Below are 20,387 nucleotides of genomic sequence, written 5' to 3' on the forward strand. Positions count from 1 at the left end.
CCCGTCCGCGAGGCGGGCCCCGCCGTCGAGGTCCATTCCTCCGGCCCGGCCGCGCCGGAGGGCGTGAACGGCGCCCTGTGGCGGTTGATTACCGCCGTGGGCGTCCGCGCCGCCCTGTGGCCGTGGTGGCTTCAGATCTCGGCGCTGTACGTTGCCGCCCGTCTGGTCAGCGCGTGCATCTTCGCCGGTGCCGCCCTGCAGCAGGGCGTCAACCCCTGGTTCCCTCCGAAGCCCGATTACTGGAACTTCATCAACATCTGGGATGCCCGCTGGTACGGCGAGGCGCTGCGGAACGGCTATCCGTCCGAACTCCCGGTGGACGCGGCCGGCAACGTCAAAGAGAACGCCTGGGCGTTTTACCCGCTCTTCCCGCTGCTGGGCCGGGTGCTTAGCGGCCTGACCGGCCTGGCCCCGGCAACCTCGCTCACCCTGATCGCCTCGTTAGCGGGACTGGGTGCTGCCCTGGTGGTCTACCGGCTGTTCCGGTTCAAGGCCGGTCACTGCACCGCGCTGTGGGGTTCCGTGTTCGTGGCGACGTTCCCCGTGGCTCCCATCCTCCAGGTGCCCTACGCCGAGTCGCTGAACCTGCTCCTGCTGGGGGCGGCGCTGTTGCTGGTGCTGGAGCGGCGGTACCTGTGGGCCATGCCGGTGGTGCTGCTGATGGACCTGTCCCGGCCCACCGGCGTCCCGTTCGCAGCGATGCTCGGGCTGCTGTTCCTGTACCGCCTGTACGGCCGCGTCAGCGTCGGGCGCGGCCGCCGCCTGTCCGGCCAGGCGCCCGCCGGCGGTTCCGCGGACGATACGCCCGCCGGGCTCTGGACGCTGGCTGCCCTGACCGCCGTCGCGGGCGTCGGTGCCCTGCTCTGGCCCGCGATCGCATGGGCGGTCACCGGGGACATCCAGGCCTACACGCGGACCGAGACGGTATGGCGGGGCCACGACCTGGTGCCCTTCAAGCCGTGGTTCGATACCGGTGTCCAGTTGTTCGGTCCCGTCCTGGGGCTGCTGGCCCCGTTTGTGTTCGTGGCCCTGTTTGCGCTCCTGATGATGTCCAAGCCCGCGGTACGGCTGGGGACCGAATTGCGCCTCTGGTGCGTTTGTTACGTGGGGTACCTGCTGGTGTTCCTGCACCCTCAAAGCAGCACCTTCCGGATGCTCCTGCCGCTCTTCCCGCTGGCCCTCAGCGCGGCCTGGATTTCCCGCTCCCGGGCCTACCGCGGCGCCGTTGTTGTCATGTTTTTGCTGCTCCAGCTGGTGTGGGTTGTGTGGCTCTGGGCCTGGGCCCAACTGCCCGGCGGCGGGGACTATCCGCCCTGATCTGCCGCGCCGAATAATCTCCATCGATTAGCTACGCTCAGGTAATTACGGGATAATGGTGCCCAAGCTAAGGAAAATTGAGTGTCAAACCCCGGCGTCCGCTCGCGGCCGGCGGGCAGCTTAAAGGACCAAGCGGACACAGCCCGGCCGGGCTGGAAAGTCACGGGACAATTTGGAGGGGATATTCCGCATGGCTGCTATGAAACCGCGCACCGGCGACGGACCGATGGAAGTGACCAAAGAGGGTCGCAGCCTGATCATGCGGGTCCCGCTGGAGGGCGGGGGCCGGCTGGTGGTCGAACTTAACGCCGCTGAGGCCTCGAACCTCAGGGAATGCCTGGTCGGCGTCACCGAATAGGGCGCGGCCGGCACGGCTGGCAGGACAAGAAGAAAGGGACCGGTTGCCGCGAGGCAGCCGGTCCCCTCTGCGTTTGTCGGGGACTACTTCTTGACAGCCACCAGGAGTCCGTCGCCGGTGGGCAACATGGCCGACGCCAGCCGTTCGTCGTCGCGGATGGCCTTGCCGATCTGGCGCAGTACCACGGTGGTGGCCTCCCGGGCCGCGGGGTTGGCCACCCGGTCCTGGTCGAGGGCGTCATTGACGATCAGCAGGCCGCCGCGCTTGAGCAGCCGGATGGCCTGCTCCACGTAGCGGGGGTAGTTCGGCTTGTCCGCGTCGATGAAAACCAGGTCGTACGCGCTGTCGGTCAGCCGGGGAGCACGTCGCCGGCGCGTCCGGAGATGGTGCGGGTGCGGTTGGCCGGGTTCCCGGCCTCCTGGAAGGATTCCCGCGCCGCGCGCAGGTGTTCGACGTCGACGTCGATGGTGGTCAGGACCGCCTGCGGGCCCAGGCCGCGGAGGATGCAGACACCGGAGACGCCGGCCCCGGTGCCGATCTCGACGGCGGTCTGGGCCTTGGACGCGGCGGCCAGCACAGTCAGCACGGCGCCCACTCCCGGACCTACCGGCGTCACACCCAGTTGGAACGACCGCTCACGCGCGTGCAGCAAGACCTCGTCCTCGGCAGGCAGATCTTCTGCGTAGGACCAGCTTGTGGACTTATCGGCGCTCATGGGTATCGCTTTCCGGGCAGGAGGGGAGTGTTCCCTCCAGCGTACTGGGTCCGGACCCGCGAACCGGCGCGGCATTCCGCCGATGGCGGAAGTCCCCGGGCGGGTCAGGAATTTCCCAGAAATTTTTGAAATGATGGCTATCCGCTCATCCCCACGGTGATCGGCGTCGAACCAGTGGTGCAGGAGCCTGCAGGAGCAGGCGCCACGGAGACGTAAACACCATCTGCGAGGGGAGTGGACAATGTCGGTTCTGGCAAATGTCCCAGTCAGTGATCACGCCCAGCCCGCCGCCGAGGCCGAATGGGTCCGGCCGACGTGGGAGGAAGTGGTTACGAACCACTCCGCCAAGGTCTACCGCCTCGCCTACCGGCTGACGGGCAACAAGTACGACGCCGAGGACCTCACGCAGGAGGTCTTCGTCCGCGTCTTCCGGTCGCTGGAGAACTTCAAGCCCGGCACCCTCGACGGCTGGCTGCACCGCATCACCACCAACCTCTTCCTGGACCAGGCACGCCGCAAGAGCCGGATCCGCTTCGACGCGCTGGCCGAGGATGCCGAATCCCGGATCCCCGGCCGGGAACCGGGCCCGGAGCAGAGCTTCGAGCTGAACAACCTGGACCTGGACGTGCAGGCCGCCCTCGAGGAGCTGCCGCCGGACTTCCGGGCCGCCGTCGTCCTCTGCGACCTGGAGGGCCTCTCCTACGACGAGGTCGCCGCCGCCCTGGACGTCAAGCTCGGCACTGTCCGCTCCCGCATCCACCGCGGCCGGACCCTGCTGCGCGAGAAGCTTGCGCACCGCGACCCCCGTCCTCAGCCCAAGGCCGCCCTGAAGCCCCGCCTGAAGATGCCGCGCATCGCCGGTTTGCTCTGACGGGACAATGGCACAGCTGAGAGTTCTCCTGGGGGGCCTGGCGTGTAAGTTCCTCGCCCGGCAGGCCCGGCGTCATCGGACCGCCGGGGTGCTTCCCAGTGCGGCCGCCGAGCGCCGCCTGCAACGGCACCTGCAGCGTTGTGCCGGCTGCCGGCGGCGCCAGGCCCACGAGAGGCAATACCTGCAGCGGCTCCGCAACGCCACCGTCCCGGAGGCCAGCGGCGACCTGACCGCCCGGCTGCTGGCACGGACCAGTGAGATGGCGCAACAGCCCGGAGCCACGCGCACGGGTACCGCACAGCCCGAAACCGCGCGCCCTGAAGCTGAAACGCGTGCCGCCCCGACCGTGCCTTCCCCGCCGGCCCGCAACGCGCGGATCCGGCTGGCCGCCGCCGTGACCGGAGGCGTGGCCGCTGCCACCTGCCTGACAGCGGGGACCGCGTACGTCCTCGGTGAGGAAACCGGGGCTGCCGCCGGTGCCCCCGCCTTCACCGATTCGCTCACCCCGCCCGGCACGGGCCGCTTCGTTTCCGCCCAAATGGCATCCGTCTCCGGCTGGCGGTTGAGCGGGGAACCGGACATCGCGCCGGCCGAATCCCTCAGCGCCGAGCAACTCTCCGCGCTGCAGACCCGCGGCTGGGCCTGCCCCGAGTTCCGTGACCTCGGCTACCACCTCGCCTGGGCGCGTGCGGGCGCCGCGGACGGAAAGGACGTCCTGGAGCTGCGCCTGACCGACGGGCAGTCCTTCGCCACGGTGCTGGAACAACACCCGGATTCTGCCGGCACTCCCTCTGGCACTGGGGGCGGCGTGCCCGTCAACGTCCTCACCGGCCACCCGGCCCCGGCCGACGGCTTCGTGCCCGTCACTCTGCACCCAGCGACTCCCGAGGCTTCAGGGCACGGGACACCCGGTGTCCTCTGGGTCAACCGCCAGCCGCCCTACCGGGCCATCTACCGGACCGAACGCGCGACCTTCACCGTGGTCGCCGAGGCTCCGCCGGCCGGGACGGACGACGGCGTCGCCGCGGCGCTGCAGTCCGCCCAGCCCGCCACCGCAGGCCCCGGGGCCGACGCCGCCGGTGCCCCGGCAGCGGAGTCCCTGCAGACCCGGCTGGGCCGAGGCCTGCAGCGCGTCGTCGAGCTGCTGGCCCGATGAGCGCCCGCATTTTCGCCGGCACACGGAGTGCCGGGGGACGTTCCGGCGCCGAATCGTCGGCTCCCGGGACGAGAGGGTAATCTTCCTAGAGTGTTTGGAATCAACGGCCCGGAGTTCATTCTGCTGCTGATCATCGGCCTCCTGGTGATCGGTCCCAGCCGGCTCCCCGAATACACCCAGAAACTGGCGAACATCGTCAAGGAAGTCCGGCGGATGGCGTCCGGCGCGCGGGAACAGATCAAGGAAGAAGTCGGCATCGACATCGACGATGTGGACTGGAAGAAGTACGATCCCCGCCAGTACGACCCCCGCCGGATCATCCGCGAGGCCCTGCTGGAGGATGACACCAAGCCGGTCAGCGCCGGTGCTCCTGCGGCCGTGGCTGCCGCGGAGGAGCGGAAGCCCGCCCGGGTGGTGGAACGGCTGCCCGAGGGCGTGCCGGCCCCCTTCGACACCGAAGCCACCTAGGGCAGCGAACACGCGGGTCGTCAACGCGGATGACGGGCCCCATAGCCAACGGTCTGGTCCCAGCGATACTCCACCCAGGCACTCAGCCCCCTGCCTGTGACGACCGTCCGTAAACCGTCCCATGACCGGGCGGACTAAAGACAGACCAAAAGCGAATCGTCAGGAAGCCTTCCGGTCTATCCTCTGCGGATCGACATCCTTTGGCTTATGCCTTTCGCTTCCCTGTGTAGTATCCGGCAAGCATCAGGACGAGGCCACAAAGAATGATGATGTATGGCGAAGCGCCCAGCCGCTCCGCCGAGACCTGGATAGCCAGCATGGCCCCGATGGGTGCATCGAGTGCACCTACGCACATAAGAAAGATGCCGAGCCTCTGGGGTGACATCGCACCAGCATAATCGACAGCAATCGAGACCCTGCTTCAACCTGCGGCTGGAGGCCGGGCATTTCGACGTGGCTTGCCGCAAGAGTGGCGGTGAAGGCCCCGGAGCTGATGAGGAAGCCCGTCAGCGGGGCTGGAGTCCCAGCGGGCGGCCGGCGAGATTCCGCGGGGCGGAGGCGAGCCGGCCAGCGATGGCTTCCAGTGCCGCCGCGGCCGGGGTTTCCGGGTGCGCGAGCACCAGCGGGGTGCCGGCGTCGCCGCCCTCGCGCAGCAGGATCTCCAGCGGAATCTGGCCCAGGAGCGGCACGTCGGCGCCGACCGTGGCGGAGAGCCGCTCGGTGAGGACCTTGCCGCCGCCGCTGCCGAACAGCTCCATCCGGCCGCCGTCGGGCAGCTGCAGGTAGGACATGTTCTCCACGACGCCCGCCACCGTCTGCCCGGTCTGCGCGGCGATGGTGCCGGCACGTTCGGCGACGTCCGCGGCCGCGGCCTGCGGGGTGGTGACCACCAGGAGCTCCGCACCGGGCAGCAGCTGCGCCACCGAGATGGCGATGTCCCCGGTGCCCGGCGGCAGGTCCAGGAACAACACGTCGAGGTCCCCGAAGTAGACGTCTGTCAGGAACTGCTCCAGCGCCCGGTGCAGCATGGGCCCGCGCCACGCCACCGGCTGGTTCCCGGCGACGAACATGCCGATGGAGATGACCTTCACGCCGTGCGCCACCGGCGGCAGGATCATGTCGTCCACCCGGGTGGGGGCGGCGGTGATGCCCATCAGCGCCGGCACGGAGAAGCCGTGCACGTCGGCGTCGACGATCCCGACCCGCAGGCCTTTCGCGGCCAGCGCGGAGGCGAGGTTGACCGTGACGGAGGACTTGCCCACCCCGCCCTTGCCGCTGGCCACGGCGTAGACCTTGGTGAGGGAGCCGGGCTGGTTGAACGGGATGCCGCGGGCACCGCCCGGACCGCGGAGCATCTCCTTGAGCGCGTCCCGCTGGTCCTGCGTCATCACCTTCAGTTCGACGTCGACGGCGGTGACGCCCGGGACGGCGGCCAGCGCCGCCTCGCAGTCGGCGGTGATGGTGCCGCGCAGCGGGCAGCCGGCGATGGTCAGCAGCACGCTGATCTTCACCCGGCCGCCGTCGTCGATCTCCACCGCGTCGACCATCCCGAGTTCGGTGATGGGGCGTCGCAGCTCCGGGTCAATGACGGTGGCCAGCGCGGCGCGGACCGCCGGTTCCAGTCCGGGCGCGCCGGAGTGATCCTGCAGGGTGTTCACGGATGTCAGCTTTCGGGGACGGAGCGGCGGCCCTGGGTCTCGGCGCCGCCGTCGGCGCGGACGCGGGGGATCTGCTGGGTGCGCGGACCGCGCTGCTTGTCCCGGCGTTCCCGGAGGTGTTCCTTGACCTTGTCCCGCGGGTTGTCCGGACCGGCGCCGGGCTCTTCCTGGTTGCGGAGCTCCTCCTGCGCCTCCAGCATGTCCTCCAGCAGGCTGCGCAGTTCGGCGCGTACGTAGTCGCGGGTGGCGACCTCGCGCAGCGCGATGCGGAGGGACGCCAGTTCCCGGGTCAGGTATTCGGTGTCCGAGAGGTTCCGCTCGGCGCGCTGCCGGTCCTGCTGCAGCGAGACGCGGTCCCGGTCATCCTGGCGGTTTTGGGCCAGCAGCAGCAGGGGAGCGGCGTAGGAGGCCTGAAGCGAGAGCATCAGGGTGAGCAGCGTGAAGCCGAGGTCCTTGGAGTCGAACTGCCAGTCGGTGGGTGCCCAGGTGTTCCAGGCCAGCCAGAAGACACAGAACACGGTCATGTAGACCAGGAACTGCGGCGTTCCCATGAAGCGGGCGAAGCCCTCGGTGGCGTGGCCGAAGGCGTCCGGGTTCGGCGAGAGCTTCGGAAGGATGCGTTGCCGGCCGCTCAGCGGGGTGTCGAGGGTGCCGGCGGAGCGGGTGCCGGGACGGACGTTGGAGTTCCGGGGGTGCTGAGTTCAGCCAATGCGGCCTCCAAGCTTCCTTATCGGGGCGTCATCCTCGTGGGCGCGCCAGTCGTCGGGCAACAGATGATCAAGCACGTCGTCAACAGTCACCGCCCCGACAAGCCGGCCGTCGTCGTTGACCACGGGAAGCGAGTTGAGGTTGTAGGTGGCCAGGGTGCGGGCCACCTCGCTGATGTGCGCCTGGTCGGAGACGGGCTCCAGATTCTTGTCCACCAGGTTGCCCAGGGGTTCCGGCGGAGGGTAGCGCAGCAGCTGCTGGATGTGGACGACGCCGAGGAACCGCCCGGTGGGGGTCTCCAGCGGCGGACGGGCGATGAAGATCGACGACGCCAGGGCGGGGGAGAGCTCCTCGCGCCGGACGTGCGCAAGGGCCTCGGCCACGGTCGCCTCGGGCGGGAGGATCACCGGGACCGGGGTCATCAGGCCGCCGGCGGTGTCCTCGTCGTACTCGAGCAGGCGCCGGACGTCCTCGGCGCCCTCCGGCTCCATCAGCTGCAGGAGTTCCTCGGCCTGGGCGGAGGGGAGCTCGGCGAGGAGGTCGGCGGCGTCGTCCGGGTCCATCTCTTCCAGTACGTCGGCGGCGCGTTCGACGTCGAGGGCGGACAGGATCTCCACCTGGTCACCCTCGGGCATCTCCTGGAGCACGTCGGCGAGGCGTTCGTCCTGGAGCTCGCTGGCCACCTCGAAGCGGCGCTTGTCGCTCATCTCCTGCAGGGCCTCGGCGAAGTCGGCCGGCTTGAGGTCCTCGTGGGTGGCGACGAACTGGGTGGCGGCCTGCGGTTCGGTGCGGGCGCCCTGCTGGGCGTCGGCCCAGTCGATGATGAGGGTCTCGTTGCGGCGCAGCCGGCTCAGCGGCGAGAGCGAGTGGCCGCGGCGGACGAAGAGCTTGCTGACGAACCAGTCGCCGGAGCGGTGGCGGTCCATCGCGATGTCCTCGATGGTGGCGTCGCCGCTGCCGTCGGCCAGGGTGACGCGGCGGTCGAACATCTCGGCGACCACCAGGGTTTCGGCGCCGCGCTGTTCGAAGCGGCGCAGGTTTACCAGCCCGGTGCAGATCACTTGGGTCTGGTCGATCGAGGTGATGCGGGTCATCGGCACGAAGACTCGCTTTTTGCCCGGGACCTCGACGACGATGCCCACCACGTGGGGTGCGCTGCGGTTGCCGCGGGAGAGCACGACGACATCGCGCAACCGGCCCAGACGGTCGCCCAGGGGGTCGAAGACGTCCAGTCCGAGGAGGCGCGCGACAAATACCCGCGAAAGTGTGGTGCTCACTCCTACAGGCTACCGAGTCTGCTCTCTTTTAGCTGAATTTGCAGGCAGCCACCAGCTCGATGGGTGAGAATGGGCCTATGTCAAACATTTTTGGTGGTCCGAAGGCCAACGTTCCGGGCGGGGCGGACGATGCCCGCGCCGTCCCCAAGGGTGACACGGTCGGTTCCTACAGTTCCTACCTGGACGCCCAGAAGGCCGTGGACTACCTCGCGGACCAGCAGTTCCCCGTGCAGCTGGTCTCGATCGTGGGCAACGAGCTGAAGATGGTGGAGCGGGTCACCGGGCGGCTGACCTACCCCCGGGTTGCGCTCTCCGGCGCGCTCAGCGGCATGTGGTTCGGCCTGTTCGTCGGCGTCATGCTCTCCTTCTTCTCCACCTCGGACGGCTACTTCTCCATCATGACCTCCGTGCTGATGGGCGCCGCCTTCTTCATGCTGTTCGGCATCGTCACCTACGCCATGCAGCGCGGCAAGCGTGACTTCACCTCCACCAGCCAGGTGGTGGCCACCAACTACGACGTGGTGGTGGCCTTCGAGGCGTCCCACGAGGCGCGCCGCCTGCTCCAGCAGCTGCCGATGAACCGCTCCGACGCGGCTGGCTACCAGCAGCACACCCCGCAGCAGGGCCAGCAGCCCTGGGGCGGCCACCAGCAGAACGGTCCCCAGTACGGTGGCCAGCAGGGCCAGCCGGAGGGCCCGCAGCGTCCGGCCGGCTGGACCGACCCCTACGGCCAGCGCTCCCCGGAAGCCGGCCAGCAGCCCGGCCAGCAGCAGTCCGGACCCCAGCAGGGCCAGTACGTTGCCCCGGCCAGCGAGCAGAACCAGCAGCCCGCCCGCCCCTCCGCCGTCCGTTACCCGGACTTGCCGGACGGACGCCCGCAGTACGGCATCCGCGTCGGCGATGCGCCGAAGCAGGATGGCCAGCAGCCCGAGGGCGGCCAGCCTCAGCAGTAGCTGAACCCACGAGACAAAAGAGGACCCCCGGCGCTGCGCCGGGGGTCCTCTCTCGTTGGTGGGGTCTGTCGCCTACTGGGCGTCGACTTCCTGGTATATGCCCGCCATCCAGGACTCGACGTCGTCGGCCTTGCGCGGCAGGGCGGCGCTGAGGTTGACCGGGCCGTCCTCGGTCATCAGGATGTCGTCCTCGATCCGGACGCCGATGCCGCGGTACTCGGCCGGGATGGCCAGGTCCTCGTCCTTGAAGTACAGGCCCGGTTCGATGGTGAAAACCATGCCGGGGGTGAGGACGCCGTCCAGGTACAGCTCCCGCTTGGCCTGCGCGCAGTCGTGCACGTCCAGGCCCAGGTGGTGGCTGGTGCCGTGCGGCATCCAGCGCCGGTGCTGCTGGCCGTCGACGCTGATGGCCTCCTCAACGGAGACCGGCAGGAGGCCCCACTCGGACAGGCGCTCGGCCAGGACTGTGGTGGCGGCCGTGTGGATGTCGCGGAACTTGGTGCCGGGCTGGGCGGCGGCGAAACCGGCGTCGGCGGCGTCCAGGACGGCCTCGTACACCTTGCGCTGGATCTCGGAGAAGGTGCCGTTGGCCGGCAGGGTGCGGGTGACGTCGGCGGTGTACAGCGAGTCGGCCTCGACGCCGGCATCCAGCAGGAGCAGTTCGCCTGCGTTGACCTTGCCGGTGTTCCGGGTCCAGTGCAGCACGGTGGCGTTGTTGCCGGACGCGGCGATGGTGTCGTAGCCGAGTTCGTTGCCTTCTTCACGGGCGCGGGCGAAGAACGCGCCCTCGACCACACGCTCGCCGCGGTGGTGGGTGAGCGCCCGCGGCAGGGCCTTGACCACCTCGGTGAAACCTTCCACCGTCGCGGCGACGGCGATCTTCATCTGCTCGATCTCCCACTCGTCCTTGATCAAACGGAGTTCGGAGAGGGCCTCGCTGAGCTTCTCGTCGAGGGCGTCCAGCACGCCGAGGTCCAGGTTTTCCGGGTCCTTGGCGGTGTTGTAGCGGGCGGTGTCCACGAGCGCGTCGATGTTCTCGTCGACCTTGCGGACCAGGCGGATGGAGATCCCGCCGATCTCGGGCGCGCCGACGTCCTTGGTGATGGCCAGTTCGAGTTCGGCCAGGTCGGCGGTCGCCAGGCCCAGGCGGGCCTTGAACTCGGCGAGGGTGGGGCGGGCGCCGATCCAGAATTCACCGGAGCGGGAGTCGGCGTAGAACTGTTCGGTATCGCGGCCGGCGAGGGGACGGAAGTACAGCGTCGCGTGGTGGTGGCTGCCGTCGTCGCCCTTGCCCTCGTCCGTGGGCTCGAGGATCAGGACGGCGTCGGGTTCGTGGTCCAGGCCGAGACCGGTCAGGTGCGCGAACCCCGAGTGCGGGCGGAAGCGGTAGTCGCAGTCGTTGGAGCGGACCTTCAGCGGGCCGGCCGGGATCACCAGGCGTTCACCCTTGAACTGCTCGGAGATGGCCTTGCGGCGGGAGGCGGCGTGGCCGGCGACGGCGTCCCGTTCCGGCAGCTCTGCCGTGGCGGAAGCCCAGTTGCTGGCCATGAAGGCCTTGAAGGCCTCGGAAGCGGGGCGCTGGGAGCGGTTGTTGACGCGCTCTTCGAGGGGCTGGGAAGCGGAGATCTGGGTGTTATCTGCATCGTTCACGTCCCCATCGTCTCACCAGCGGCGCGGCTTAGGCCAACAGGCCGCCCGGGGCCCGGAGGCACCCCGATCTACTAGGCTGGACAGGTGAGGATAGACCTGCATGCCCACTCGAATGTTTCCGATGGAACCCAGCCGCCGGCGGAGCTGATCGCCGCCGCCGCGGAGGCCGGACTCGACGTGGTGGCCCTGACCGATCACGACACCACGGACGGCTGGGCGGAGGCCTCTGCCGCGGCCTTGAAGCGGGGGTGACCCTGGTCCCGGGCATGGAGGTCTCGTGCCGGACCCGCGAGGGCATCAGCGTGCACCTGCTCAGCTACCTGCACGACCCCGCCCACCCCGGGTTGCTGGAGGAGATCACGAAATCCAAGGACGCCCGCTTCACCCGGGCCGAACGGATGGTCAGCCTGCTGGCAGAGGACTACCCGCTCAGCTGGGACGACGTGATCCACCACGTCGCCCCCGGCGCCACCCTGGGCCGCCCGCACATCGCCGACGCGCTCGTAGCCGCCGGCGTCGTCGAGGACCGGAGCGAGGCCTTCGAGACGATCCTGACCTCCCGGTCCCGCTACTGGGTGCAGCACTACGCCCCGGATCCGGCAGCCGCCGTCGAACTCGTCCGTGCTGCCGGCGGGGTCCCGGTCTTTGCCCACCCGGTGGCGTCCTCCCGCGGCCGGATCGTCGGCGAGCACACCTACCGGGAGATGATCGACGCCGGGCTGGCCGGCCTGGAGGTCAACCACCGGGACAACCCGGAACAGGGCCGGGCCTTCCTGCGCCGCCTGGCCGCGGAGCACGACCTGCTGGTGACCGGATCTTCTGACTACCACGGCGCCGGGAAGCCGAACCTGCTGGGCGAGAACACGACCGCCCCGGAGGTGCTGGCACGCATCGAGGAACTCGCCAGCGGCACCGCGGTGGTGCGCTGATGGACTGGATCGACCATGCAGCTGCTGGCCTCGGTGATCGTGACGCTCTTCGTGATCATGGACCCGCCGGGCACTGTGCCCATCTTCATGTCCCTGACGGCGCAGATGAACGCGAAGGAACGCAACCTTTCGGCCCTGCAGGCGCTCGTGGTGGCCACCGGCGTGATTGTCACCTTCGCGATCTTCGGCCAGTCCATCCTGAACTACATGCACATCTCGCTGGCGGCCCTGCAGGGCGCCGGTGGATTGCTGCTGGTGCTGATCGCACTGCAGCTGCTGACCGGGTCCACCGGCGGGGAGGAGAGCGCTGCGAAGTACAAGAACGTGGCGTTCGTCCCGCTGGGCACACCGCTGATGGCCGGACCGGGCGCGATCGTCGCGGTGATGGTGTTCGTCCAGCGGTCCTCGACGGTGCAGCAGTACCTTGCGGTGGGGGTGGGCATCGCCGTAACGCTGGCGTCCCTGTACCTGGCGATGCGGTTCGCCGGGCTGGTGCAGCGGGCGCTGGGGGAGAACGGCGTCGAGCTGGTCACCCGGATCGCCGGCCTGCTGCTTTCGGCGATCGCCGTGCAGATGATCGCCGACGCCGTGCACTCCTTCGTGAAGAGCTGGCTGTAGCGCTCAGGCCGGATTCTCAGGCAAGCGGAGTGGCCGGGTACGCGGTGAACTCGGCGGCGCTCGACAGGCGCTTGGCCATGACGTCGATGGCCGCCTGGTTCTGGTCCACGCAGACGAATTTGCGGCCCAGCTTTGAGGCCACGGCACCGAGTGTCCCGGACCCGGCGAAGAAGTCCAGGCACCAGTCCCCGGGCCGGCTGGAGGCTGCCACCACGCGGCGGATCAGCCCCTCGGGCTTCTGGGTCGGGTAGCCGGTCTTCTCCCGGCCGGTGGGGGAGACGATGGTGTGCCACCAGACATCGGTGGGCAGCTTGCCGAGCTCCCGCTTGGCCGGCGTGACCAGGCCCGGCGCCATGTACGGCTCCCGGTCCACCTCGGCGCTGTCGAAGTGGTACTTCGCCGGGTTCTTGACGTACACGAGGATGTTGTCGTGCTTGGTGGGCCAGCGGAACTTCGCGCGGGCGCCGTAGTCGTAGGCCCAGATGATCTCGTTGAGGAAGCACTCGCGGCCGAAGATCGCGTCCAGCATCACCTTGGCGTAGTGCACCTCGCGGTAATCCAGGTGCAGGTAGAGCGTGCCGTCATCCGCCAGCAGCCGCCACGCCTCGACCAGCCGCGGTTCCAGGAAGGACCAGTAGTCGCTGAAAGCGTCGTCGTAGCTGTGCAGGGCGCCCTTGATCGTGTCGTAGGAGCGGCCCTTGAAACCCACCCGGTCGCCCACGCCGTCGGCGTTGAGCACCATCTTCGTTTCCTGGCGCTTCTGGACCCGGCCAGTGTTGAAGGGCGGGTCCACGTAGATGAGGGTGAAGGCGCCGTCCGGCAGCGTCTGGAGGTACTGCGCGTTGTCCGCGTGTACCACCAGGTTGCTGCCGTCCGGCGCCCAGACGGAATCAGGCATGGTGGAAATTAGGCCTCGGCGCTGCGCGTCGCGGTACCGCCCTGGGCCTCGCCGGAAACCACTTCGCCGTTGTGACGGCGGGTCCGGGTGCGGCGGCGGGCACGGGTGGCCCGGTCAACCTCGGTGGCGGACGTCGCGGCAGCGGCGCGCCCGGTGGCCTCCACGGGCGCTGCGGTCGTCTCCTGCTCGGGTGCGGTCCGACGACGGCGTGAGCCGTCGCGGGTGCCTTCGCGCGAACCCTCACGCGAACCGGAGCGGGAACCGGAACGGCCACCTTCGCGGCCGCCTTCGGACGAACCGGCCCGCGAACCCTCGCGGTTGCCGGAGCGTCCGCCCTCACGGGAGCCGGAGCGTCCGCCGTCGCGGGAGCCGGAGCGTCCGCCGTCGCGGGAGCCGGAGCGTCCGCCGTCGCGGGAGCCGGTGCCTGCGCTGCTGCGCGTGTTTTTCTTGCCGGTCTCGCCCAGGTCCTCGAGTTCCTCGGCGTCCACGCCGGCCAGGACGCGCTTGTCGCGCGGCAGGCGCCCCTTGGTGCCCTCGGGGATATCGAGGTCCTCGAACAGGTGCGGGGAGGAGGAGTAGGTTTCGATGGGTTCCGGAACGCTCAGGCCGAGGGCCTTGTTGATCAGGCCCCAGCGCGGCATGTCGTCCCAGTCCACGAAGGTGACGGCGGTGCCCTTGTTGCCGGCGCGGCCGGTGCGGCCCACGCGGTGCAGGTAGATCTTCTCGTCTTCGACGCACTGGTAGTTGATCACGTGCGTGACGTCGTCGACGTCGATGCCGCGGGCGGCGACGTCGGTAGCGACGAGGACGTCCACCTTGTTGTTGCGGAAGGCGCGCAGCGCCTGTTCGCGGGCGCCCTGGCCGAGGTCACCGTGGATGGCGGCGGCCGCGAACCCGCGGTCCACGAGTTCCTCGGCGACCTTCGCGGCGGTGCGCTTGGTCTTGGTGAAGATGATGGTCCGGCCGCGGCCGCGGGCCTGCAGGATCCGGGCCACCACCTCGACCTTGTCCATGCTGTGGGCGCGGTAGATCAGCTGGCGGATGTCCCGCTTGGTGAGGCCCTCGTCCTCGGGGTCCGCGGCGCGGATGTGGGTGGGCTGGCTCATGTAGCGGCGGGCCATGGCGATGACCGGGCCGGGCATGGTGGCGGAGAACAGCAGGGTCTGGCGCACGGCCGGGGTGGCGGCGATCAGCGTCTCGACGTCGGGCAGGAAGCCCAGGTCCAGCATCTCGTCGGCCTCGTCGAGGATGACCATCTTGACGTTCTTGAGCACCAGGTGCTTCTGCTTGAACAGGTCGATGAGGCGTCCGGGGGTGCCGACGACGACCTCCACGCCCTTCTGCAGCGCATCGACCTGCGGCTCGTACGCGCGGCCGCCGTAGATGGTGGCGATCCGGGCGTTGCGCTTGCGGGCGGCGTTCTGCAGGTCGTTGGCGACCTGGACGGCGAGCTCCCGGGTGGGGACGATCACGAGGGCCTGCGGGGCGCCCGGTGTCGGGAGGGCGTCGTAGCCGGCGTCGTCGCGGCCGATGACCCGCTGCAGCGCGGGGATACCGAAGCCGAGGGTCTTGCCGGTGCCCGTCTTGGCCTGACCGATGATGTCGTGGCCGCCCAGGGCCACCGGCAGGGTCATGGCCTGGATGGGGAAGGGGTGGGTGATCCCCGCGTCGGCCAGGGACTCGACGATGTCGGCGCGGACGTTGAAGTCGGCGAACGTTTTTTCCGGAAGGGCGTGGGGCGCCTCGTCGGAGCTGATGGTTTCTTCCGGTTCGATCGATTCCGTGCCGGATTCGTCGGTCAGAAGCTGATGCGTGTGCAATTCACTCACGGGGAGTTTCCTTATTCATTTGGGTTGCGCTGCCTGCTCGACGGGGCGGCGGAGGGCCGTTCCGGAGCACGCTCGATAGGCGCAAGCAAGTCCAGTGGAGCCGATCGCGGGCTATCTAGGTGCTGGCACTGGGACCAGCGGGTGTGTCTCAAGATCGCGTAGGGGCGGGCTTGTTGATTCGAAATTACGAGGAAATCAACGACCGGGCATCCATTACTACCCTTCCAGTCTCAGCCGTTCGGCCCCTTCGTCCCCGACGGCGCGGCCGTTGCGGCGCGGTGCGGCGCGGTGCGGTCTTAGCCGACCAGCTCCAGCCGCACCTCCCGGGCGGCGATGTCGGCCGAGACGACGCGCACCCGGACCAGGCTGCCCGACTCCATCTCACCCGGGCAGCGGGCGGTCACGGCAGGCTCCGCGATCTGCACGATTCCGGACGGACCGTTTCCGTTGCCGTTGGCTTTTGTCCCGTTCCCGTTGCCGTTTCCCTTGCCGTTGGTGCCCTGGGCTGCGCCGGCACCGTTGCCGGCCCCCGCGCCGTCACCGTTGGCGGGCTTCGACCCGGAGATGACGACGGCGTCGAACTCCTGGCCGACGTGGTTGACCAGCAGCGCCGCCTCGACCGTGTCCAGCGACATCCGCTCCAGCTTTCCGGCGAGCTGGTCCGAAGCGGCCATGATCGCGGGCAGGGACGGCAGCGCCTCCCGGGCCCAGGCCGGAACCTCGCCGCCGTTTGAGAGCGCCTCGCAGATGACCAGGACGAACCGGTCGATCAGGCGCCGCAGCGGGGCGGTGGAGTGCGCGTAGGACGCGCCGATGGCGGATTGGATGGCGTCGTCCGGGACGCTGCCGTCGAAGGGGGTGTACCCGGCGCCGCGGAACAACATCCCGGCCGAGTGCAGGATCGCCAGCTGCTTGGGATCCGTGGGGTCCAGCGTCCGCAGGTATTCCCCGTAGCTGGTCTCCCCGTCCCACGGCTTGCCCAGCGCCCCGGTCTGCCGGCGGAAGTGGCGCAGGGAGCGTTCGTCCGGCGCGGGCATGGTCCGCAGGATGCCCACCTTGCCCTCGAGCATCAGTCCCGCGGCGGCCATCCCGGTCATCAGCGAAATCTGCGCGTTCCAGTCCTCCACCGGCAGCGGGGGAGCCGCGACGATCCGGTAGCCGCCGTCGGGGAGCTGTTCGATTTCCTGGTCCGGCATGTTCAGGCTCGCTCCGCCGCGCTGCCGCTCGAGCTCCACCCGCTTGCCGCCGACCTCTTTCAGCAGTTCCAGGACGGGGGCCGCCGTGCCGGCGTCGAGGTCCGCCTGCACCCCGGCGTAACTGAGCTTGGCGCGGCTGATGACGCGTGCGCGGCGCACCAGGACCGAGGACACCTCGGCGGCGGCGTCGAGCTCGAACTCCCAGACGAAGGCCGCGCAGAGCTGGCCGGCGAGGAGGCTGCCTGCGGCCTCGCTGATGACCTCGGGGTGCAGCGGAATGCGGCCCTCGGGCGTGTAGAACGTCTGCCCGCGGCGGCGCGTCTCGGCGTCGAGGGGTCCGCCGGGGGCCACGAAGGAGGGGACATCGGCGATCGCGTAGAAAACCTTGTATCCGTCCCCGGAGCGGTCAATGAACAGTGCCTGGTCCAGATCCGTGGACGACGCCGGGTCGATCGTCACGAACTCCACGTGCGTCAGGTCCAGGCCGGGGAGTTCGTGCCCGGCCACCGCCGCCTCGGCGTCGCGCAGCGCCTCTTCGGGGAACGGCCCGGGCAGTTCCAGGAGGGTGCGCAGGGCCTTCAGCGCCTTGGCTAGCTGGTTTTGCTGCTGGCGGACGCTCGGCGTCAGGCGATGGTGAGACACGAAAGTCAGGGTAGCCCGAAATCCGCCGCTAGTCTTGAACGATGAGCACTCCGACGCCGGATTCCGCCCGCGATCACCGCTTTCTCACGGACCTGCTCGGCGTGATGGCCTACAGCGAACTCTCCGCCTTTGAACGGCTTTCCTCCGACGCCCGCTATGCGCCCACCCTCCGGGACCGGGCCGTGCTGGGCCGGCTGGCGGTGCGGGAGTTCGAGCACTATGAACTGGTGTGCGCCCGGCTGCAGGAGATGGGCGAGGACGTGGAGGGGGCCATGGTGCCGTTCCAGCGCTCGGTTGACCACTTCCATGAGCGGACGCGGCCAGCCGACTGGTTCGAGTCGCTGATGAAGGCGTACGTCATCGACACCGTCTCCGCCGACTTCTACCGCTCCCTGATTCCGCGGCTGGATCCCGCCACCGCGGCACTGGTGGAGCAGGTCCAGGCCTCCGAAGAGGCCACCGAGGTGCTGCGCGAACGGCTCAAACAGGCCCTGGCCGACGATCCACGGCTGGCCTCCCGGCTGGCGCTGTGGGCACGGCGGCTCCTCGGCGAGGCGCTGACCCAGGCGCAGCGGGTCGCGGCCGACCACGCCTTCCTTGGCGTCCAGGGTTCGGACGCAGCGGGCACAGGGGCAACGGGCAATGGCTCCCCATCCAACGGCGTCCCGGCGGGCACGGATCCGGTCCGGGCGCTGCTGACCTCGCTGGCCACGGCACACTCGCGCCGGATGACCATGCTGGGCCTCGCCGGGTAGAGAGCCTGCACCCGCCCGGGGCAACCGGCAGGGCTTACGCCCGGGCGTCGAGGGCGGAGAGCAGCGCCTGCGCCGCAGCAGCGGGGTCGTCGGCCTCGGTGATCGCCCGGACCACCACGATCCGCCGGGCCCCGGCGTCGAGGACCTGCTCCACGTTCGTCAGGTCGATGCCGCCGATTGCGAACCACGGCACGACGCCGGCCACCTTTCCGCCGTCGCCCGCGGCCTCGGCGCGCTCAATCGCGTCGGCGGCGTAGCGGACCAGGTCCAGGCCAACGGCGGCACGGCCGGGCTTGGTGGGGGTGGCCCAGACCGGGCCCACGCAGAAGTAGTCCAGCCCGCTGCGGCCAGGCGCGGCGGCGATGGCGGCGTCCACCTGCTCCGGGGAGTGGGTGGACAGGCCGATCACGGTGTCCTTGCCGAGGAAGTCCCGGGCCGCACGGAACGGAATGTCCTTCTGCCCGATGTGGAACACCGGGGCGCCGGCCAACGAGGCCAGGTCCGCCCGGTCGTTGACCGCCCAGAGCCGGCCGTGGCGCGCCGCGACCGTGTGCAGGACCTCCAGGAGTTCGAGTTCCTCCGCGGCTTCGATGGTCTTGTCCCGGAGCTGGATGATGTCCACGCCCCCGGTAAACGCGGCGTCGACGAAGGTTTCAAAGTCTCCGCGGTCCTTGCGGGCATCGGTGCAGAGGTACAAACGGGCGGTGCTGTGGACATCCTGGCTCATGCCCCAAGCGTAGTTCCTCTAAACTGGGCGCATACCGCGGGAGCCCCGCACGCCGTCGACGGCGCAGGGCTGAGAGGGCGTCAGAGCCGACCGCTTGACCTGATCCGGCTAGTACCGGCGTAGGGAAGGAACCCATGAACACCACCCCCGGCCCCGCTGCCCGGCCTGAGGACCCCGGTGCCCGGCCTGACGGCCCCCTCGACGCCGTCGTGATTGGCGGGGGCGTGATCGGCCACGGCATCGCCTGGGAACTCCGGCGCTCCGGGCGGACCGTGGCGCTGGTCGACGACGCCCCCGGGGACGGGGCCAGCTGGGCCGCCGCCGGCATGCTGGCCCCCGTGAGCGAACTCCACTACCAGGAGGAGGGGCTCCTGCCCCTGATGCTGGAGTCCTCCCGGCTCTGGCCCGCCTTCGCCGGCAGCCTCGCCGACGACGGCGACGGGGGAGCGGGCACCGGCTACCTGCCGACGCCGACCCTCGCCGTGGGTGCCGACGCCGCGGACCGCCAGGCGCTCGCGGACCTGCGCGCCCTCCAACTGGCCTCCGGCCTGTCCGTCGAACCCCTCACCGTGCGGGAGGCCCGCCGCCGCGAACCGCTGCTCAGCCCGGCCATCTCCTGTGCCTTCGAGATCCCCGCCGACCACCAGGTGGACCCGCGCCGCCTGATAACCCGGATCAGAGCCCTGCTGGCCGCCGACACCGGATTCCGGGCCGTCCCGCAACGCGCCGAGAGCCTGATCCAAGCGGACGGCCGGGTCACCGGCGTCCGGCTCAGCGGGGAGGGGAGGTCCGGGCGGCCGAAACCATCGTGGCCAACGGACTGGGCGCCGCCGCCCTACAGGACCTCCCGGCCGGGCTCACCCTGCCGCTGCGGCCGGTCCATGGTGACATCCTCCGGCTCCGGGTGCCCGAGCGGCTGCGTCCCCTGCTGAGTTCCACCGTCCGCGGGCTGGTCCGCGGCATTCCGGTCTACATCGTTCCACGCGGGGACGGCACCGTGGTGGTTGGCGCCACCCAGCGCGAGGACCAGGCTTATGACCGGGCCGTCTCCGCCGGCGGGGTCTACCAGCTGCTGCGCGATGCCCAGCAGCTGGTCCCGGCCGTCGCCGAGCTGGAACTCGTCGAGGCCACGGCCAGGGCCCGCCCCGGCACCCCCGACAACGCCCCGCTGCTGGGCCGGGTCCGTACCTCCGCCGGCGGCGGCCACGTCCCGGGCCTGGTGATCGCCACCGGATTCTTCCGGCACGGGGTGCTGCTGACCCCGGCCGCCGCGGCCATCTGCCGGGAACTGCTGGACGGCACCCCGGACCCGCGCTGGGACGGGTTCCTCCCGGACCGCTTCGACCACCCGCACACCGACGCTGAGCGCAGCCAGGCGCACAGCCCAACCAACGCTCTCCACCCCGCGACCCACAGGACAACCGCATGAACATCACGCTAAACGGAAAGCCGCACGCGCTCCCGGACAACGCCACGGTTGGCGCCCTCGTCAGCGGCATCACCGGACGGCCCCTGGCGGACAACGGCCAGGCCACGGACGGACGCAAACTCGGCGTCGCCGTCGCACGCAACGCCGAGGTCGTGCCCCGCAGCAGGTGGCACGCCACAGAACTTATCGAGGGCGACGACGTCGAACTCGTCACCGCGGTACAGGGAGGATGA

17 protein-coding genes, 3 pseudogenes and 1 riboswitch are annotated in these 20,387 nt (G+C 69.8%); of the genes and pseudogenes, 11 read left to right on the top strand and 9 right to left on the bottom strand.

All coding sequences use genetic code 11. The features are described 5' to 3' along the window. Positions 1 to 63: 63 nt before the first annotated feature. A complete protein-coding gene (locus ACRQ5B_RS10910) occupies positions 64 to 1,317 on the top strand; it encodes a hypothetical protein (RefSeq protein WP_432398744.1) in 1,254 nt (417 codons plus the stop codon). 190 nt (positions 1,318 to 1,507) lie between these two features. Further along, positions 1,508 to 1,675: a DUF3117 domain-containing protein gene (locus ACRQ5B_RS10915; protein ID WP_290255770.1), complete on the top strand. Its 168-nt coding sequence runs from the start codon at positions 1,508 to 1,510 to the stop codon at positions 1,673 to 1,675. Positions 1,676 to 1,758: 83 nt separating this feature from the next. On the opposite strand, the pseudogene ACRQ5B_RS10920 reads toward ACRQ5B_RS10915, so the two are convergent. Then, positions 1,759 to 2,390, bottom strand: a pseudogene (locus ACRQ5B_RS10920) (O-methyltransferase). Between the two features lie 241 nt (positions 2,391 to 2,631). Here ACRQ5B_RS10920 and sigE point away from each other — a divergent pair. The 3 genes from sigE to ACRQ5B_RS10935 all read left to right on the top strand — a co-directional run bounded on the left by sigE (position 2,632) and on the right by ACRQ5B_RS10935 (position 4,885). Continuing rightward, a complete protein-coding gene (gene sigE, locus ACRQ5B_RS10925; protein ID WP_412883577.1) occupies positions 2,632 to 3,261 on the top strand; it encodes an RNA polymerase sigma factor SigE in 630 nt (209 codons plus the stop codon). Between the two features lie 88 nt (positions 3,262 to 3,349). Next, positions 3,350 to 4,417 (top strand): hypothetical protein, encoded by a 1,068-nt coding sequence (locus ACRQ5B_RS10930; protein WP_432393817.1) that lies wholly within the window; start codon positions 3,350 to 3,352, stop codon positions 4,415 to 4,417. Positions 4,418 to 4,507: 90 nt separating this feature from the next. Further along, positions 4,508 to 4,885 (top strand): twin-arginine translocase TatA/TatE family subunit, encoded by a 378-nt coding sequence (locus ACRQ5B_RS10935; RefSeq protein ID WP_290255766.1) that lies wholly within the window; start codon positions 4,508 to 4,510, stop codon positions 4,883 to 4,885. Positions 4,886 to 5,391: 506 nt separating this feature from the next. On the opposite strand, the gene ACRQ5B_RS10940 is transcribed toward ACRQ5B_RS10935, so the two are convergent. The 3 genes from ACRQ5B_RS10940 to ACRQ5B_RS10950 form a co-directional block, all read right to left on the bottom strand. Then, positions 5,392 to 6,534 (bottom strand): Mrp/NBP35 family ATP-binding protein, encoded by a 1,143-nt coding sequence (locus tag ACRQ5B_RS10940; protein ID WP_432398745.1) that lies wholly within the window; start codon positions 6,532 to 6,534, stop codon positions 5,392 to 5,394. Positions 6,535 to 6,548: 14 nt separating this feature from the next. Beyond that, positions 6,549 to 7,178: a DUF1003 domain-containing protein gene (locus ACRQ5B_RS10945; protein ID WP_432398746.1), complete on the bottom strand. Its 630-nt coding sequence runs from the start codon at positions 7,176 to 7,178 to the stop codon at positions 6,549 to 6,551. A gap of 66 nt (positions 7,179 to 7,244) precedes the next feature. Next, entirely contained in the window at positions 7,245 to 8,528 is a 1,284-nt protein-coding gene (locus ACRQ5B_RS10950) for a magnesium transporter MgtE N-terminal domain-containing protein (protein WP_432393820.1), read from the bottom strand. Between the two features lie 77 nt (positions 8,529 to 8,605). Between ACRQ5B_RS10950 and ACRQ5B_RS10955 the strand changes: the two genes are divergently transcribed. After that, the gene (locus tag ACRQ5B_RS10955) at positions 8,606 to 9,481 is read left to right on the top strand and encodes a general stress protein (RefSeq protein WP_432393822.1); all 876 of its coding nucleotides are present in this window, start codon (positions 8,606 to 8,608) and stop codon (positions 9,479 to 9,481) included. Positions 9,482 to 9,553: 72 nt separating this feature from the next. Here ACRQ5B_RS10955 and ACRQ5B_RS10960 read toward each other — a convergent pair whose 3' ends face one another. After that, complete coding sequence (locus ACRQ5B_RS10960) at positions 9,554 to 11,131, bottom strand: aminopeptidase P family protein (protein ID WP_432393824.1); 1,578 nt, start codon at positions 11,129 to 11,131, stop codon at positions 9,554 to 9,556. Between the two features lie 84 nt (positions 11,132 to 11,215). Between ACRQ5B_RS10960 and ACRQ5B_RS10965 the strand changes: the two are divergent. Further along, positions 11,216 to 12,060, top strand: a pseudogene (locus ACRQ5B_RS10965) (PHP domain-containing protein). Between the two features lie 15 nt (positions 12,061 to 12,075). Then, positions 12,076 to 12,678, top strand: coding sequence for a MarC family protein (locus tag ACRQ5B_RS10970; protein WP_432393826.1), 603 nt, complete (start codon positions 12,076 to 12,078; stop codon positions 12,676 to 12,678). A 16-nt stretch (positions 12,679 to 12,694) separates the two neighbouring features. On the opposite strand, the gene ACRQ5B_RS10975 is transcribed toward ACRQ5B_RS10970, so the two are convergent. The 3 genes from ACRQ5B_RS10975 to ACRQ5B_RS10985 all read right to left on the bottom strand — a co-directional run bounded on the left by ACRQ5B_RS10975 (position 12,695) and on the right by ACRQ5B_RS10985 (position 17,243). Then, on the bottom strand, positions 12,695 to 13,576 hold the full coding sequence (locus ACRQ5B_RS10975; protein ID WP_432393828.1) for a DNA-methyltransferase: 882 nt from the start codon (positions 13,574 to 13,576) through the stop codon (positions 12,695 to 12,697). Between the two features lie 8 nt (positions 13,577 to 13,584). Beyond that, complete coding sequence (locus ACRQ5B_RS10980) at positions 13,585 to 15,405, bottom strand: DEAD/DEAH box helicase (RefSeq protein WP_432393829.1); 1,821 nt, start codon at positions 15,403 to 15,405, stop codon at positions 13,585 to 13,587. Positions 15,406 to 15,701: 296 nt separating this feature from the next. Beyond that, a complete protein-coding gene (locus ACRQ5B_RS10985; RefSeq protein ID WP_432393831.1) occupies positions 15,702 to 17,243 on the bottom strand; it encodes an RNB domain-containing ribonuclease in 1,542 nt (513 codons plus the stop codon). 41 nt (positions 17,244 to 17,284) lie between these two features. Here ACRQ5B_RS10985 and ACRQ5B_RS10990 point away from each other — a divergent pair, with 41 nt between their 5' ends. Next, entirely contained in the window at positions 17,285 to 17,998 is a 714-nt protein-coding gene (locus tag ACRQ5B_RS10990; protein ID WP_432393833.1) for a ferritin-like fold-containing protein, read from the top strand. A 34-nt stretch (positions 17,999 to 18,032) separates the two neighbouring features. On the opposite strand, the gene thiE is transcribed toward ACRQ5B_RS10990, so the two are convergent. Continuing rightward, positions 18,033 to 18,725: a thiamine phosphate synthase gene (thiE, locus tag ACRQ5B_RS10995; RefSeq protein ID WP_432393835.1), complete on the bottom strand. Its 693-nt coding sequence runs from the start codon at positions 18,723 to 18,725 to the stop codon at positions 18,033 to 18,035. A gap of 26 nt (positions 18,726 to 18,751) precedes the next feature. Further along, positions 18,752 to 18,869: riboswitch (TPP riboswitch) on the top strand. On the opposite strand from thiE, the pseudogene thiO reads away from it, so the two are divergent. Continuing rightward, positions 18,860 to 20,154: pseudogene (gene thiO, locus ACRQ5B_RS11000) on the top strand (glycine oxidase ThiO). It overlaps the preceding riboswitch by 10 nt. Beyond that, positions 20,151 to 20,387: a sulfur carrier protein ThiS gene (gene thiS, locus ACRQ5B_RS11005; RefSeq protein ID WP_432393837.1), complete on the top strand. Its 237-nt coding sequence runs from the start codon at positions 20,151 to 20,153 to the stop codon at positions 20,385 to 20,387. The pseudogene thiO and the gene thiS overlap by 4 nt, the downstream one beginning before the upstream one ends.

The organism is Pseudarthrobacter sp. L19, from assembly GCF_050859435.1.
Taxonomy (GTDB): domain Bacteria; phylum Actinomycetota; class Actinomycetes; order Actinomycetales; family Micrococcaceae; genus Arthrobacter.

What these genes read in the sequence shown, in the direction of transcription:
- ACRQ5B_RS10915 (WP_290255770.1), top strand. Translation starts at nt 1,508, where the DNA reads ATGGCTGCTATGAAACCGCGCACCGGCGACGGACCGATGGAAGTGACC.
- sigE (WP_412883577.1), top strand. Translation starts at nt 2,632, where the DNA reads ATGTCGGTTCTGGCAAATGTCCCAGTCAGTGATCACGCCCAGCCCGCC.
- ACRQ5B_RS10955 (WP_432393822.1), top strand. Translation starts at nt 8,606, where the DNA reads ATGTCAAACATTTTTGGTGGTCCGAAGGCCAACGTTCCGGGCGGGGCG.
- ACRQ5B_RS10970 (WP_432393826.1), top strand. Translation starts at nt 12,076, where the DNA reads ATGCAGCTGCTGGCCTCGGTGATCGTGACGCTCTTCGTGATCATGGAC.
- ACRQ5B_RS10975 (WP_432393828.1), bottom strand. Translation starts at nt 13,576, where the DNA reads ATGCCTGATTCCGTCTGGGCGCCGGACGGCAGCAACCTGGTGGTACAC.
- ACRQ5B_RS10990 (WP_432393833.1), top strand. Translation starts at nt 17,285, where the DNA reads ATGAGCACTCCGACGCCGGATTCCGCCCGCGATCACCGCTTTCTCACG.
- thiE (WP_432393835.1), bottom strand. Translation starts at nt 18,725, where the DNA reads ATGAGCCAGGATGTCCACAGCACCGCCCGTTTGTACCTCTGCACCGAT.
- thiS (WP_432393837.1), top strand. Translation starts at nt 20,151, where the DNA reads ATGAACATCACGCTAAACGGAAAGCCGCACGCGCTCCCGGACAACGCC.